The 14,537-nt window shown below is 65.3% G+C and carries 8 protein-coding genes; 7 read left to right on the top strand and 1 reads right to left on the bottom strand.

Annotation, left to right across the window (positions count from 1 at the left end):
* Positions 1–17: 17 nt before the first annotated feature.
* The 7 genes from LWC34_RS35360 (at position 18) to LWC34_RS35330 (ending at position 12,994) form a co-directional block, all read left to right on the top strand.
* On the top strand, positions 18–566 hold the full coding sequence (locus LWC34_RS35360; RefSeq protein ID WP_233729607.1) for a F0F1 ATP synthase subunit B: 549 nt from the start codon (positions 18–20) through the stop codon (positions 564–566).
* A 17-nt stretch (positions 567–583) separates the two neighbouring features.
* Positions 584–1,393 (top strand): F0F1 ATP synthase subunit delta, encoded by an 810-nt coding sequence (locus LWC34_RS35355; protein WP_233729606.1) that lies wholly within the window; start codon positions 584–586, stop codon positions 1,391–1,393.
* Between the two features lie 41 nt (positions 1,394–1,434).
* Positions 1,435–3,075 (top strand): F0F1 ATP synthase subunit alpha, encoded by a 1,641-nt coding sequence (atpA, locus tag LWC34_RS35350; RefSeq protein WP_233729605.1) that lies wholly within the window; start codon positions 1,435–1,437, stop codon positions 3,073–3,075.
* Positions 3,076–3,087: 12 nt separating this feature from the next.
* Positions 3,088–4,026, top strand: coding sequence for a F0F1 ATP synthase subunit gamma (locus LWC34_RS35345; RefSeq protein WP_233729604.1), 939 nt, complete (start codon positions 3,088–3,090; stop codon positions 4,024–4,026).
* 3 nt (positions 4,027–4,029) lie between these two features.
* Positions 4,030–5,457 carry a F0F1 ATP synthase subunit beta gene (gene atpD / locus LWC34_RS35340; protein ID WP_233729603.1) on the top strand — a complete coding sequence of 476 codons (1,428 nt, stop codon included), beginning with the start codon at positions 4,030–4,032 and terminating at the stop codon, positions 5,455–5,457.
* A gap of 505 nt (positions 5,458–5,962) precedes the next feature.
* A complete protein-coding gene (locus tag LWC34_RS35335; RefSeq protein WP_233729602.1) occupies positions 5,963–9,415 on the top strand; it encodes a reprolysin-like metallopeptidase in 3,453 nt (1,150 codons plus the stop codon).
* An 81-nt stretch (positions 9,416–9,496) separates the two neighbouring features.
* On the top strand, positions 9,497–12,994 hold the full coding sequence (locus tag LWC34_RS35330) for a reprolysin-like metallopeptidase (protein ID WP_233729601.1): 3,498 nt from the start codon (positions 9,497–9,499) through the stop codon (positions 12,992–12,994).
* Between the two features lie 115 nt (positions 12,995–13,109).
* Here the strand turns inward: LWC34_RS35330 and LWC34_RS35325 are convergent, their stop codons facing one another.
* Positions 13,110–14,378, bottom strand: coding sequence for an IS110 family RNA-guided transposase (locus tag LWC34_RS35325; RefSeq protein WP_233723845.1), 1,269 nt, complete (start codon positions 14,376–14,378; stop codon positions 13,110–13,112).
* Positions 14,379–14,537: the final 159 nt, after the last annotated feature.

Below are 14,537 nucleotides of genomic sequence, written 5' to 3'. Positions count from 1 at the left end.
AGATCTAGGGAGTTGTCGTGCTGACAGAGTTGACGGTGCTCGCGGCCGAGGAACCGAGCCCGGTTCTGCCGCACACGTCCGAGATCATTCTCGGGCTGGTGGCGTTCCTGTTGCTGCTTGGCATCCTCTGGAAGATGGTCGTCCCCCGGTTCGAGAAGCTCTACACCGAGCGGACCGAGAAGATCGAGGGCGGCATCAACAAGGCCGAGCAGATGCAGGCTCAGGCCGAGGAGAACCTGCAGAAGTACAAGGACCTGCTCGCCGACGCCAACGCCGCTGCCGCGCGGATTCGCGACGACGCCCGGATCGAGGCCGAGCAGATCCGTGAGGAGTTGCGGGTCCAGGCCCAGGAAGAAGCGGCACGGATCGTGGCGCAGGGCCGCAACCAGCTTGAGGCCCAGCGGGCCCAGATCGTCGCCGAACTGCGTGCCGACCTCGGCCGCACCGCCGTCGAGCTGGCCAGCCGGATCGTTGGTGAGTCCCTTGAGGACGAGGCCCGTCGCCGTGGCACCGTCGACCGGTTCCTCGAGGAGCTGGACTCCGTGTCGGCGCCCGCCAAGAAATAACAGGGGGGACAGCCAAGATGACTTTGTTGCACGCCGCGAGCCGGGAAGCGCTCGCGGCCACTGAGCTGAAGCTGCTCGACGTTGACGATTTCGCCACGGTCGGCGACGAGCTGTTCGCCGTTGTCGGCCTGCTCACCCGGGAGTCCGGGCTGCGCAGGGCACTGGCGGACTCGTCGGCCGAGGCAGGCCGGCGGACCGGACTGGTCCGCCAGTTGTTCGCGAGCAAGCTCTCCGCGGCAACGGTCGAACTGCTCGACGCCGTCGTCACCGCGCGCTGGTCCAACCCGCGCGAGCTGGTCGACGGAATCGAGTCGCTCGCCCGCACCGCGCTGCTGGTCGGCGCCGAGCGCGCGGGCAAGCTCGACACGGTCGAGGACGAGTTGTTCCGGCTCGGCCGGATCGTCGCGGCCAACGGTGAGCTGGAGCGCCTGCTGTCCGACCCGGCCGCGCCGGTCGACGGCAAGCTCGAACTGCTCAGGTCGTTGGCAGCCGCCAAGGTCGATGCGACCACGGAGAAGCTCAGCGAAGCGCTGGTGGCCTATCCGCGTGGCCGCCGGGCCGTCGAAGGCCTTGAAGAGCTGGCCGACCTTGCCGCCAAGCGCCGGGAGCGCTCGGTCGCGCACGTCACCTCGGTGGCGCCGCTGACCGAAGCGCAGCAGGAACGGCTCGCGGCGACACTGCAGCGCATCTACGCACGGCCGATCGCGCTGCACATCGAGGTGGACAAGGACCTGCTCGGTGGGCTGGTCATCCGCGTCGGTGACGAAGTGATCGACGGCAGCGCAGCGGGTCGGTTGGACGACCTACGTCGCCGGCTGGCGAGCTGAACCCCCAAGCATTGAAGTAACGAAAGCGAGAGCGGGAAGACATGGCGGAGCTGACGATCTCGTCGGACGAGATCCGCAGTGCGATCGAGAACTACGTCTCCGGTTACACGCCGGACGTGACGAAGGAAGAGGTCGGCACCGTCACCTCGACCGGTGACGGCGTGGCCTACGTCGAGGGCCTTCCCTCGGCGATGGCCAACGAGCTGGTCGAGTTCCCCGGTGGTGTCCTCGGCGTCGCGCAGAACCTGGACGTGCGCGAAATCGGTGTCACGATCCTCGGTAACTACGAGACCATCGAGGAAGGCCAGGAGGTCAAGCGGACCGGCCGAATCCTTTCGGTGCCGGTCGGCGACGGCTTCCTCGGCCGCGTCATCGACCCGCTCGGCGCGCCGCTCGACGGCCTCGGTGACATCGTCGCCGACGACCAGCGCGTGCTGGAGCTGCAGGCCGCGACGGTGGTCCAGCGTCAGCCGGTGAAGGAGCCGCTGGAGACCGGCATCAAGGCGATCGACGCCATGACGCCGATCGGCCGCGGCCAGCGCCAGCTGATCATCGGTGACCGCAAGACCGGCAAGACCACGGTCTGCGTCGACACGATCATCAACCAGAAGAAGGCCTGGGAGACCGGCGACCCGAAGCAGCAGGTGCGCTGCATCTACGTCGCCGTCGGTCAGAAGGGCTCGACGATCGCGGCGGTCAAGAAGACCCTCGAGGACCACGGCGCGATGGAGTACACCACCATCGTCGCCGCCCCGGCCTCGGACTCCGCGGGCTTCAAGTGGATCGCCCCCTACACCGGCTCGGCCCTCGGCCAGCACTGGATGTACGGCGGCAAGCACGTCCTGATCGTGTTCGACGACCTGACCAAGCAGGCCGAGGCCTACCGCGCGCTGTCGCTGCTGCTGCGCCGCCCGCCGGGCCGCGAGGCCTACCCGGGTGACGTCTTCTACTTGCACTCCCGTCTGCTTGAGCGCTGCGCGAAGCTGTCCGACGAGCTGGGCGCGGGTTCGATGACCGGTCTGCCGATCATCGAGACCAAGGCCGGTGACATCTCCGCGTACATCCCGACCAACGTCATCTCGATCACCGACGGCCAGTGCTTCCTCCAGGCTGACCTGTTCAACCAGGGCCAGCGCCCCGCCATCGCGGTGGGTGTGTCGGTGTCCCGAGTCGGTGGTGCCGCGCAGATCAAGGCGATGCGCAAGGTGTCCGGTTCGCTGCGTATCGATCTCTCACAGCACACCGAGCTCGCCGCGTTCGCCGCGTTCGCCTCCGACCTCGACGCCACGTCGAAGGCCCAGCTGGAGCGTGGTGACCGGCTGTACCAGGTGCTGCGCCAGGGCGCGTACTCGCCGGTCGCGATCGACGAGCAGGTCGTGTCGATCTTCGCCGGTACCCGAGGCTTCCTCGACTCGGTGCCGACGGACGACATCCGCCGGTTCGAGCGCGAGCTCTTGGACAGCATCCGGCGTAACAACGCGGGTATTCTCCAGGAGATCCGCGACACGAAGGACCTCTCCGACGAGCTGATCGAGCGCCTGTCCGAGGCGATCAACAAGTTCAAGGAGCAGTTCACCGCGGCTGACGGAAGCTCAGTCGTCGACACCCCGGCGGACGCGCTGGAGGCCGACAAGGTCGGGCAGGAGTCGGTGAAGGTGCACCGTCCCGCCCCGAAGAAGTGATCGGGTAGCCACATGGCCGCACAGCTTCGCGAACTACGCCAACGGATCCGCTCAACCCAGGGCCTTGCCAAGATCTTCAAGGCCCAGGAGGTCATCGCGACCACGCGGATCAGCCGGGCGCAGGCACGAGTGGAGGCCTCCCGGCCGTACGCGCAGGAGATCACGAACGTGCTCTCCGCGCTGGCCGGGGCGGCGTCCAACTTGGATCACCCGTTGCTGACCGAGCGCGAGGAGCCCAAGCGGGCCGGCGTGCTCATCGTGACGAGTGACCGTGGCCTGTGCGGCGGCTACAACGCCAACGTGCTGCGCGCCGCGGAGGAGCTCGTCTCGTTGCTCCGCTCACAGGGCAAGCAGCCGGTGCTGTACCTGATCGGCCGCAAGGCCGTCTCGTTCTACACGTTCCGCAACCGCGAGTTCGTCGAGTCGTGGACCGGGTTCTCCGAGACGCCGCGGTACGAGAACGCGCAGACCGCGGGCGAACTTCTGGTCAAGGCCTTCATGTCCGGGGCCGACGACGAGGGTGACAACCCGGGCGCTGACGGCGTGCTCGGTGTGGACGAGCTGCACATCGTCTACACGGAGTTCCGCTCGATGCTCTCCCAGGTGCCGACCGTGAAGCGGATGGCTCCGCTCGAGGTCGAGTTCTCCGAGGAGAAGCCGGACGCCATCCCGCCGAGCTACGAGTTCGAGCCCGGTGCGGACCAGCTTCTGGCCGCGCTGCTGCCGAAGTACATCAACACCAGGATTTTCTCCGCACTGCTCGACTCGGCCGCGTCGGAGTCCGCGGCTCGTCGTACCGCGATGAAGTCCGCGACGGACAACGCGAAGGACCTCGTTCTCACTCTCTCGCGTGAGGCGAACCAGGCGCGCCAGGCCCAGATCACCCAGGAGATCAGCGAGATCGTCGGTGGCGCCAACGCGCTCGCCGCCGCCGCAGGAAGTGATGACTAAGCGATGACTGCCACTCAAGAACCAACTGCCACCGGTCGTATCGTCCGCGTGACCGGCCCGGTCGTCGACGTCGAGTTCCCTCGCGACGCGGTGCCCGAGCTGTTCAACGCGCTCAAGGTCGACATCGAGTTCGAGCAGCTGAAGAAGTCGGTGACCCTGGAGGTCGCCCAGCACCTGGGTGACAACCTGGTCCGTTGCATCTCCATGCAGCCGCAGGATGGCCTGGTGCGTGGTACTCCGGTGCGCGACACCGGCCAGGCCATCGCCGTGCCGGTCGGTGACATCGTCAAGGGCCACGTGTTCAATGCCCTCGGCGACTGCCTGGACGACCCGGGCTACGCCAAGGACGCCGAGCGCTGGACCATCCACCGCAAGCCGCCGGCCTTCGACCAGCTCGAAGGTCGCACGGACGTGCTGGAGACCGGCCTGAAGGTGATCGACCTGCTCACCCCGTACGTACAGGGTGGCAAGATCGGTCTGTTCGGTGGTGCCGGTGTTGGTAAGACGGTTCTGATCAAGGAAATGATCACCCGTGTTGCCAAGAACTTCGGTGGTACCTCGGTGTTCGCCGGTGTCGGCGAGCGCACCCGTGAGGGCAACGACCTCATCCTCGAGCTGAGCGAGGACGGCACCATCAACGACACCGCGCTGGTGTTCGGTCAGATGGACGAGCCGCCCGGCACGCGTATGCGCGTGGCGCTCTCGGCGCTGACCATGGCGGAGTACTTCCGCGATGTGCAGAACCAGGACGTGCTGCTGTTCATCGACAACATCTTCCGGTTCACCCAGGCCGGTTCCGAGGTTTCGACCCTGCTGGGTCGTATGCCTTCGGCCGTGGGTTACCAGCCGACGCTGGCCGACGAGATGGGTGAGCTGCAGGAGCGCATCACCTCGACCCGTGGTCGGTCGATCACCTCGATGCAGGCGATCTACGTGCCCGCCGACGACTACACCGACCCGGCGCCCGCCACGACCTTCGCCCACCTGGACGCCACCACCGAGCTTTCCCGGTCGGTGTTCCAGAAGGGCATCTTCCCGGCCGTGGACCCGTTGGCCTCGAGCTCGACGATCCTCGACCCGAACATCGTGGGTGACGAGCACTACCGCGTCGCCCAGGAGGTCAAGCGAATCCTGCAGAAGTACCGCGAGCTGCAGGACATCATCGCCATCCTCGGTATGGACGAGCTGTCCGAAGAGGACAAGCTGACGGTGAACCGGGCCCGCCGCATCGAGCGCTTCCTGTCGCAGAACATGCTGGTGGCCGAGGTCTTCACCGGTCAGCCCGGTTCGACCGTGCCGATCAAGGAGACGGTGGAAGCCTTCGACAAGATCGCCAAGGGAGACTTCGACCACGTCCCCGAGCAGGCCTTCCTCGGAATCGGTGGCCTCGAAGACCTCGAGAAGCGCACCAAGGAACTGACCGGCAAGTAAGGACCGACCACGTGAGTGGTAGCCCGATCACGTGAGTGGTTTGTCCCACTCCGAGGTATAACAGAACACCCGAACAACCACTCACGACAGAGTGACCCAGCCCAGCTGGAGAGAGTGTCGTGAGTGGTTGTTCGTTTACCGGGACAAACCACTCACGACAGAGCCACGCTGAAAAGCAACGTAGTCACAGCAGCACGCTGGAAAGCAAGGTAGCCCCAGCAAGCACACTGGAAAGCAACGTAGCCCCAGCAAGCACACTGGAACCCGCGATCAACCCCAACCCACCCCCACAGTTGTTCGCCGATCCACGTCCGTTGACCTGCTGATGACGTGCGCAATGCGCATTCGGCTTACTACTTTTGGCTGTTATGGCTCGACCACCCCGCGACAAGAATGCCTGTGAACGCGTTCTGTCAGGAGGGGTGAATTGGAACGTTCCCGGATACGGTCCAGACCCACAAGAAGTCTGACCGCTGTCGCGATCGCAGGGCTTGTGGTCGCATTCATGCCGGTGCTGAGTACCACAGCACCCGCCGCACCCGCCAACCCGTGGACCAAGGCCAGTCCAGGGGCGGCGCTGGCGGCCAAGCAGACCGACATCAGGACCACCCGGTTCGCGGGATTCACCCTCGACCGGTCACTCATGCGGGGCGAGCTGGGGAAGGCTTCGCTGGCAACAGGGGCGGCGCACGAGGTGCTGCTGCCGACACCCGGGGGCAGTTTCCAGCGGTTCTCGCTGACCGACACCCCGGTGATGGAAGAGGGCCTCGCGGCGGCGCATCCGGAGATCAAGACGTACTCCGGCAAGGGCATCGACGACCCGACCGCGTCTGTCCGGGCCGATCTGACACCGCTGGGTTTTCACGCTTCTGTCCGTTCTGAGAACGGTTCGTGGTTCGTCGATCCCTATTACAAGGGCGACTATTCGAGCGACGAAAGCCTGTACGCCAGTTACTACGGCCACGACTTGCAGAACCCGGCAGGACCGTTGCAGGACAACGCGCTGCTGGGAAAGGCCGCTGAGATAAAAGAACTCGGCGGCAAGGGCACGGTGAAGCTGCGGACCTACCGGCTCGCGATGATCACGGATCCGTCGTACGCCACCTACTTCGGCGCGCAGAACGTGACTGCGGCGAAGGTGACGCTGGTCAACCGGATCACGCACATCTACGAAGATGAGACCGCGATCCGCCTGGTGCTCATCAACGACACCGACAAGACGAACCTGAACACGCCCGCCGAGGCCTCCGGGCCCAACGGTCCGTGTGGCGCGGCCCCCTGCTTCAAGCCGGAAGAGCTGCAGGGCTGCGACATCCCGACGCTGTTCGCGATCGGTCCCGCGTTGAGCCAGCTCGTGGGCGCCGACAAGTACGACGTCGGGCACATCGGCTTCGGTCTCGCAGGCGGTGGCATCGCGTGGCTCGGTGGTGTCGGTGGTCCGTACAAGGCCGTGGGGTGCACGGGTGTGCCGACGCCTGTCGGTGACTACTTCGCCGTGGACTATGTGGCGCACGAACTCGGCCACCAGTTCGCGGGCAACCACACGTTCAACGGCACGCAGCACAACTGCTCGGGCGGTAACCGCGAAGCGACCACGTCGGTGGAGCCGGGCAGCGGTTCGTCGATCATGGCGTACGCCGGTATCTGCCGTCAGGACAACCTGCAGCCGCACAGCGATCCGTATTGGTCGCACCAGAGCTACACCGAGATCACGTCGTACACCACGGCGGATCTGCCCAACGCCAACGAAGTCCAGGAAGTCTCGTTGCGCGGGTTCGGCGCGGGCGGTTCGTTCACTTTGTCCTATCAGGACAAGACGACGGTACCGGTCGTGCACGGCGTGAACTACACGCCGGAGGGTGTCAAGGCGGCGATCGAGAGCATCACTGGCGCCACCGTGACGGTCGCAGGGCTGGGCAATGAGCCGACCTACCGGCCGATTCCGTTTGACGAGACTGGTTTCCAGGTCACGTTCGGCGGCGCGTTCGAGGGCAAGAACGTCGACGCCTTGAAGGTGAACGGCGCCAACGGGTTCGCCGGTGAGCACGTCAAGGGTGGCCCGCAGGACAACAAGGGCTGGAAGATCCGCGACACCCGCAACCACCCGCCTGTCGTGAAAGCCCCTGAGGCCTACACGATCCCGGCGCGCACCCCGTTCTCGCTGACCGGAAGCGCGAAGGACCCGGATCGCGGCGACGTCGTGACCTACATGTGGGAGCAGAACGACCGCGGCTCGACCCATGGCACCGCACTGGCGGACAACGTCAAGAAGGACGGCCCGCTGTTCCGGCAGTTCGGCACGTCGGCGATCGTCAGCCAAGAGGACAGCCTGAAGTACTACTCGCCGGGCGAGAACGCCGTGAACCGCAACCCCACGCGCGTCTTCCCGGACATGGCACAGATCCTGGCGAACAACACCAACGCCAAGACTGGGACGTGCGCGCCTCCGCCAACGCCGCCGACCACCCCGCTGCCGCAGGCGTTGGTCGACTGCTACTCGGAGTTCCTGCCGACGGCGGACTGGGTCGGTATCAACAACGACCGGACCATGAATTTCCGCCTGACAGCACGCGATGCCAAACAGGGCGGCGGCGGCATCGGGTTCGACGACACCAAGGTGAACGTCGCGCCTGCCGCAGGTCCGTTCCTGGTGACGTCGCAAGGCGCCGCCGGTGCGCTGGCCGGTGGTTCGAAGCAGACGATCACGTGGGACGTGGCGGGCACGAATGCCGCGCCGGTCAACGCCAAGAACGTGAAGATCTCGCTGTCGACCGACGGCGGCAAGACGTTCCCGCACGTCATCGCGCGCAGCACGCCGAACGACGGCAGCGAGCAGGTGCGGCTGACCGACGAGCCGACGACCAAGGCGCGGATCAAGATCGAGGCTGTCGGGAACGTCTTCTTCGACGTCAGCGACGCCGACTTCACGATCAACGCCTCGCCGCGAGTGAGCAGCCCGCAGAACATTGCAGTCCAGTACAGCGACGCTCTCGCGTCAGTCACGATCACCGCTGAGGACCCGGACAGCAAGGGCGCCGGACTGACGTCGTCGGTCTCCGGCCTGCCCGAGGGCCTCTCGGTGGCCGAGGGAACGGCTGCGGACAACAAGCGGACGTGGACGATTTCCGGTACCACCAAAGCGAAATCTGGTGACTACCCGGTCGCGTTCACGGTCACTGATGACGCGGGCGCGACCAGCACGACGACCGTGCCGGTCAAGGTGAAGCCGGAGGACGTCGAAGTCACGTACACCGGGGATTCGTTGGTGTACGGCGATTCTGTGCTGTTCCGGGCAACTGTCCGGGACAACACCGACGCCACCCCTGGTGACCTCAAGACCGCGAACGTGACGTTCTCCGCTGGTGGCAAGGCTTTGTGCACCGCGCCCGTCGGTCTACTCGGGACTGGCGCGTCCGATGGTTCCGGTGGCTGCATCAGCAAGCTGCCTGCGGGCGTGACATCCGTAACCGTTTCGGCGGGCGGAAACTACGCGGCGACTGGTAATGCTTCGGTGGAGACACAGGCTTCGCAGAAGCGGACCGTGCTCGCCGCCGGAGTGGTCACCGCCGCCAATTCGGCCGGTAAGTACAAAGCCGACAAAGGAACTCCGGTCAACGTCACGGCTTTGTTGATGCACAACGACGCCAAAACGAAGGGCCTGAGCACGCTCAAGTTCCGGTCAGGTGGCCGGGATTACGTGGCGTTCGGCAACGGAGTCGAGTCCTTCGGGGCGAAGACGTCCGGTTCGCTCGACGTGCGGTCCAAGGTTCTGCTCAGCGACGTGACCACCGGCCAGGCGATGTTCGTCGCCGCGGACGTCACGATGCGAGTGACGCAGACCGGGCGCGATGTTTCGGTAACCCTGCTGCAAGGCGACACATTGCTGCTCTCGTCCGACTGGACGGGCGCCAAGACACGGGAAACCCCGCTGACCACCGGCGGATTCCTGATCGTGTAGGAGTAAACGCTCAATATCCCTCGTGAGTGGTTATCCGTGTTCTAACACCGATAACCACTCACGAGGTTTTTAAGGAGTACTGTGAGATCCTCGTTACCTACTCGTGGCCGCAGTGTGGCCGCGCTCGCGATCGCGGGTTTGTCGCTCGCGCTGCTGCCGGTGATCGGTACGGTCGCACCGGCTGAGGCGGAGAACCCTTGGACCAAGGTCGAAGGAAACCCGATCGCCGCACGATCGGCCATTCAGGCCGATGTCCGGACGGACAAGTTCGCCGGGTTCACTTTGGACCGTGACGCGATGCAGTCCGACCTTTCGCTCGCGCCCCGCGCGGCGTTAGCGGGCAAGGAAGTCCTGCTGCCGACGCCGGAAGGTACCTTCGAACGGTTCGCGCTGGTCGACGCGCCGGTCATGGAAGAGAAGCTGGCCGCGGCCCACCCAGAGATCAAGACGTACTCCGGCAAGGGCATCGACGACCCGACCGCGACCGTGCGGGCCGACTTGACGCCATTGGGGTTCCACGCCTCAGTGCGTTCCAAGCGCGGCCAGTGGTACGTGGATCCCTACTCCCACAAAGACCAGAGCCTCTACGCCTCCTACTACGGCCACAACCTGCGTAACGACGCCGGTCCGTTGGTGGAGAACGAGGAAATCGAAGAGCTCGTCCAGGACGCGGTCGCCGAAGCAGGGCCGATCGTCAAGCTCCGGACCTACCGCCTCGCGCTCGTCACGGATCCCTCGTACGCCAACTACTTCGGCATCGACAACGTGACCGCGGCGAAGGTGACGCTGGTCAACCGGGTCGCCCAGATCTACGAGGACGAGACCGCGATCCGGCTGGTCCTGGTCAACGACACCGACAAGACCAACCTGAACACCGCCGCGGAGGCGACCGGCGCGAACGGCCCGTGTGGCGCGGCGCCGTGCTTCACGCCGTCCCAGCTTGCTGGTTGCACCGGGACCCTGTTGAACCGCAACCAGATCGTGCTCGGCCAGCTGGTCGGCGCGGGCAACTACGACGTGGGCCACATTGGACTCGGCGTCAACGGTGGCGGTGTCGCGGGGCTCGGCGTCGTCGGTGGCCCCGGAAAGGCGCGTGGCTGCACCGGTTTGCCGACGCCAGTCGGTGACTTCTTCGCGGTGGACTACGTGGCACACGAGCTCGGCCACCAGTTCGCTGGCAACCACACGTTCAACGGCACTCGGGTCAACTGTTCCGGCGCCAACCGCAGCCCGGCGAACTCCTACGAGCCGGGCAGTGGCTCGTCGATCATGGCGTACGCGGGAATCTGCGAGCAGGACAACCTGCAGCCGCACTCCGACCCGTACTGGTCGCAGCGCAGCTACACCGAGATCACCACGTTCACCTCGACGCCGCGTCCGGCGATCAACGAGGTGCAGAACATCGGCCTGCGTGAGTTCGACGGCACCGACTCGTTCACCTTGTCCTTCAACGGCCAGACGTCCGCGCCGATCGTGCGTGGCACCAACTACACGGCCGCCGGGATCAAGGCAGCGATCGAAGGCATCACCGGATGGCCAGCGGGCGCAACGGTTTCGGTGACCGGTTTCGGCGCAGGCACGTTCAACGACACCGGCTTCCAGGTCACGTTCCAAAGTGGATCGGTTGCCGCGGTTGACGTCCCCGCGCTCGGCTTCGCCGGAACCGGAACCAGTGCCGTCGTCGGTGAGACTGTGGACGGTGGCCCACAGGAGAACACCGGCTTCAAGGTCGAGGACACCACCAACCACGCTCCGGTCGTGACAACTGCGCCGCAGTACACGATCCCGCTGCGCACGCCGTTCTCCTTGACCGGCAGCGCGACGGACGCCGACGGCGACAAGCTCACCTACATGTGGGAGCAGAACGACCGTGGCGCCGCAGCCGGTACGGCACTGACGAACAACACCAAGACCAACGGCCCTCTGTTCCGCCAGTTCGGTACGGCAGCGATCGTGTCCGCAGAGGACACACTGAAGTACTACTCGCCAGGCGAGAACGCGGTGAACGACAACCCAATGCGCGTCTTCCCAGACATGCAGCAGGTGTCGTTGAACAACACCAACGCCGCAACGGGCGCCTGCCCAGCAGCACCGGCCCCGCCTGCGGTGGTTCCGGCTGGCATCGTCGACTGCTTCTCGGAGTTCCTGCCGACGAATGACTGGGTCGGTTTCGCCAACGACCGCACGCTGCACTTCCGTTTGTCCGCCCGTGACTACCGCGCGGGTGGCGGTGGCGTCGGCAGTGCTGACACCGCTTTGGTGCTGGCGCCGAACACCGGCCCATTCCTGGTGACCTCGCAGGGTTCGAACGTTTCCTACCCTGCCAACTCGGCACAGGACATCACGTGGGACGTCGCAGGCACGAACGCGGCGCCGATCAACGCGACCGACGTGAAGATCTCGCTGTCGACTGACGGCGGCGTGACATTCCCGCACGTGTTGGCGGAGCGCACGGCGAACGACGGCAGCGAGTCCGTGACGCTGCCAGACGTGGCAACAGAGAAGGCCCGAATCAAGATCGAAGCGGTTGGAAACGTCTTCTTCGACCTGAACAACGCCGACTTCACCATCCTGGGCGCACCGAAGGTCGCAGCACCATCTGACGCTTCGGTGCAGTACAGCGATGCGGCCTCGTTCCCGGTGACCGCTACTGATGCGGACAGCCCGGGCGAGGGCCTGACGGCAACGGCGGTGGGCCTGCCTGCCGGTTTGTCTTTTGCCCAGACGGGCCCGGGTGCTTGGGGCGTCACTGGGACGGCCACGGCCGCGCCCGGCGATTACCAGGTCTCGGTCTCGGTAACGGATCCGACTGGTGTCGTTGGGAAGTCTGCTTTTGTTGTGAAAGTGGTGCCCGAGGATGCTGCTGTCACGTACACCGGAGACTCCTTGGTGGACGGCGGAACCGTGCAGTTGCGTGCGACCGTTCAAGACAACAGTGACTCGACTCCAGGTGATGTCCTGAGTGGAACATTGACGTTCACCGCAGGAGACCAGACACTGTGCACGGCGCCACTGGCCCTGCTCGGAACTGGCGCCTCTGACGCCTCTGGAAACTGCACGGCGACGCTGCCTGCCGGAGTGCACGAGGTGACGGCTTCGGTCGGTGGTAACTACACGGGAAAAGCATCTGGGCGGGTTGAAGTCACCAACTCGCAGAACCGCCTCGTAATCGGCGACGGCTCGGTACCCCTGAGCAAGGCCTACGGCGCCGACAATGGGTCCAAAGCGGACTTCACGCTGGCGTTGGCGCACGTGAAAGGCCAGTCCTCCGGGGCGACCCTGATCACGTTCAGCTCAAGCGGCAAGAAGTACCAGATCCGCAGCCACAAGGTCGACTCCTTCGGCTCGACCCACGCAGGTGCTGTTGACCTGCGTGGCCGCGCCGACCTCGTCGACGTGACCGACCCCTGGCGCCCGAAGACGGTAGCCAGCGGCTTGACCCTCCGAATGACAGGCAAAGTCAAGGAGGGCCTGGCAATCACCCTGACCGACGGCTCGAAGCTGCTGTTCTCCACCGCGTGGAGCGGAGCTTCGACCGACGTGACGAAGCTGTCCAGAGGCAGCCTGGTCGTACTGTAATCCCAGCGTACGCCTCGTGAGTGGTTAGCCGTGTTCTGATCCGAAAATCGATGGTGAGTGGGCAGGCCGAAGGCACCCGGCGTAGCGCAGCGGAGCCGGGTTGGTAGTTGGGTTGTCAGGCCGCGGGTTCGAGGGTGACGCGATAGCCCAGAGCGGCCAGTTGGCTGATGTGGTTGCGGACCTTGCGTTGAGTGTTGGTGTGCTGGACGAAGTAGTCGGCGCCGAGGTCACGGAACCGGGCGTTGGGGTCGGATAACAGGTGCCACATGATCACGAGAATGGAACGGCCGACCGCGACGATGGCCTTCTTGGCGCCACTGCGGCGAGCGATGCGCCGGTAGCGTTCGCCGAGAAAAGTGTTGGTCCTGCTGGCGGACACTGCGGCCTCGCCCAGGATTCGGGCCAGGTAAGGGTTGCCGTGCCCGGTGGCAGCTTTGCCTTTCTTCTTGCCGGCCGACTCCGACACCCCGGGAGCGAACTTGGCCCAGGAACACAGGTGGCCCGGAGTTGGGAAGCGTGCCATGTCCAGCCCGATCTCGGCGATGGCTACCTGGGCGGCGGTGCGCCCGACGCCGGTGATCTCATCAAGCTGGTCGACCGCTGTGGCGAAAGGGGCGATCAACTCCTCGATCGCGGCATCCACTCGGGCGACGTCAGCGATCCCGGCATCCACCCGGGCCAGCATGGTCGACAACAGGAACGCGTGATGATCGGTGAAAAACCCGGTGAACGCCTCTTCCAGCCTGCCGATCTTGCGCCGCATCGAGGTGCGGGCCAGCTGCGCGAGTACCTTCGGGTCCCGCTGCCCGGCGACCAGCGCGGCCAGCATGGCCCGGCCGGACACCCCGAAGATGTCCGAGACCACCACCGAGAGCTTGATCTGGGCATCTTCCAGGAGCTTTTCCACCCGCTGCTTCTCCGCGGTGCAGACCTCGACCAGGTCACGCCGATACCGGGTCAGATCCCGTAGCCGGCGGATCGGTGACGGCGGGACAAAACTGGGCCGGATCATCTGCCGTTCGGCGACCTTGCACAACCACACCGCGTCCAATCGATCCGTCTTCGGCCGGCCGGGCAGATGCTTGACATCGCGGGCGTTGACCAGCCAGGTCTCGAACCCGTGCGCCTCCAACAGGTAGAACACCGGCTTCCAATAGTCCGATGTGGACTCCATGACCACCCGGGTCACGCCCAGCCCGGCCAGCCGATCAGCCAGCACCAGCAACGACCGGGTCATCGTCGAGTACGGCCGGACCTCCTGCAGCCGCTTACCCGGACGCGCCTCATCGGGCACCCGGACACAACACATCACCTCGGCCTTACCGATATCCAACGCGGCCACCCGCGCGATGATCTCCTCGTTGTCCTGTGTCTGCTCCAACATCGGCCTCTCCCCGAGCGTCCGGCGGGGCGGCTACCCGCGGGAGCCCAGGCAACAACGAATCTGATCCGCGTGCTCGAAGCAACAATCAAGGGCCCACCAAGGGCTCCCAGCGTCCGACTAACGCACGGCCTTCACAGACCATAGAGACAACGACGTCAG

The organism is Kibdelosporangium philippinense (genome assembly GCF_021390435.2).
Classification (GTDB): Bacteria; Actinomycetota; Actinomycetes; order Mycobacteriales; family Pseudonocardiaceae; genus Kibdelosporangium; species Kibdelosporangium philippinense.
Note: the sequence above shows the minus strand (reverse complement) of the source record. Positions and strands in the feature narration are given on the sequence as shown.

What these genes read in the sequence shown, in the direction of transcription:
- LWC34_RS35355 (WP_233729606.1), top strand. Translation starts at nt 584, where the DNA reads ATGACTTTGTTGCACGCCGCGAGCCGGGAAGCGCTCGCGGCCACTGAG.
- atpA (WP_233729605.1), top strand. Translation starts at nt 1,435, where the DNA reads ATGGCGGAGCTGACGATCTCGTCGGACGAGATCCGCAGTGCGATCGAG.
- LWC34_RS35345 (WP_233729604.1), top strand. Translation starts at nt 3,088, where the DNA reads ATGGCCGCACAGCTTCGCGAACTACGCCAACGGATCCGCTCAACCCAG.
- atpD (WP_233729603.1), top strand. Translation starts at nt 4,030, where the DNA reads ATGACTGCCACTCAAGAACCAACTGCCACCGGTCGTATCGTCCGCGTG.
- LWC34_RS35335 (WP_233729602.1), top strand. Translation starts at nt 5,963, where the DNA reads ATGCCGGTGCTGAGTACCACAGCACCCGCCGCACCCGCCAACCCGTGG.
- LWC34_RS35325 (WP_233723845.1), bottom strand. Translation starts at nt 14,378, where the DNA reads ATGTTGGAGCAGACACAGGACAACGAGGAGATCATCGCGCGGGTGGCC.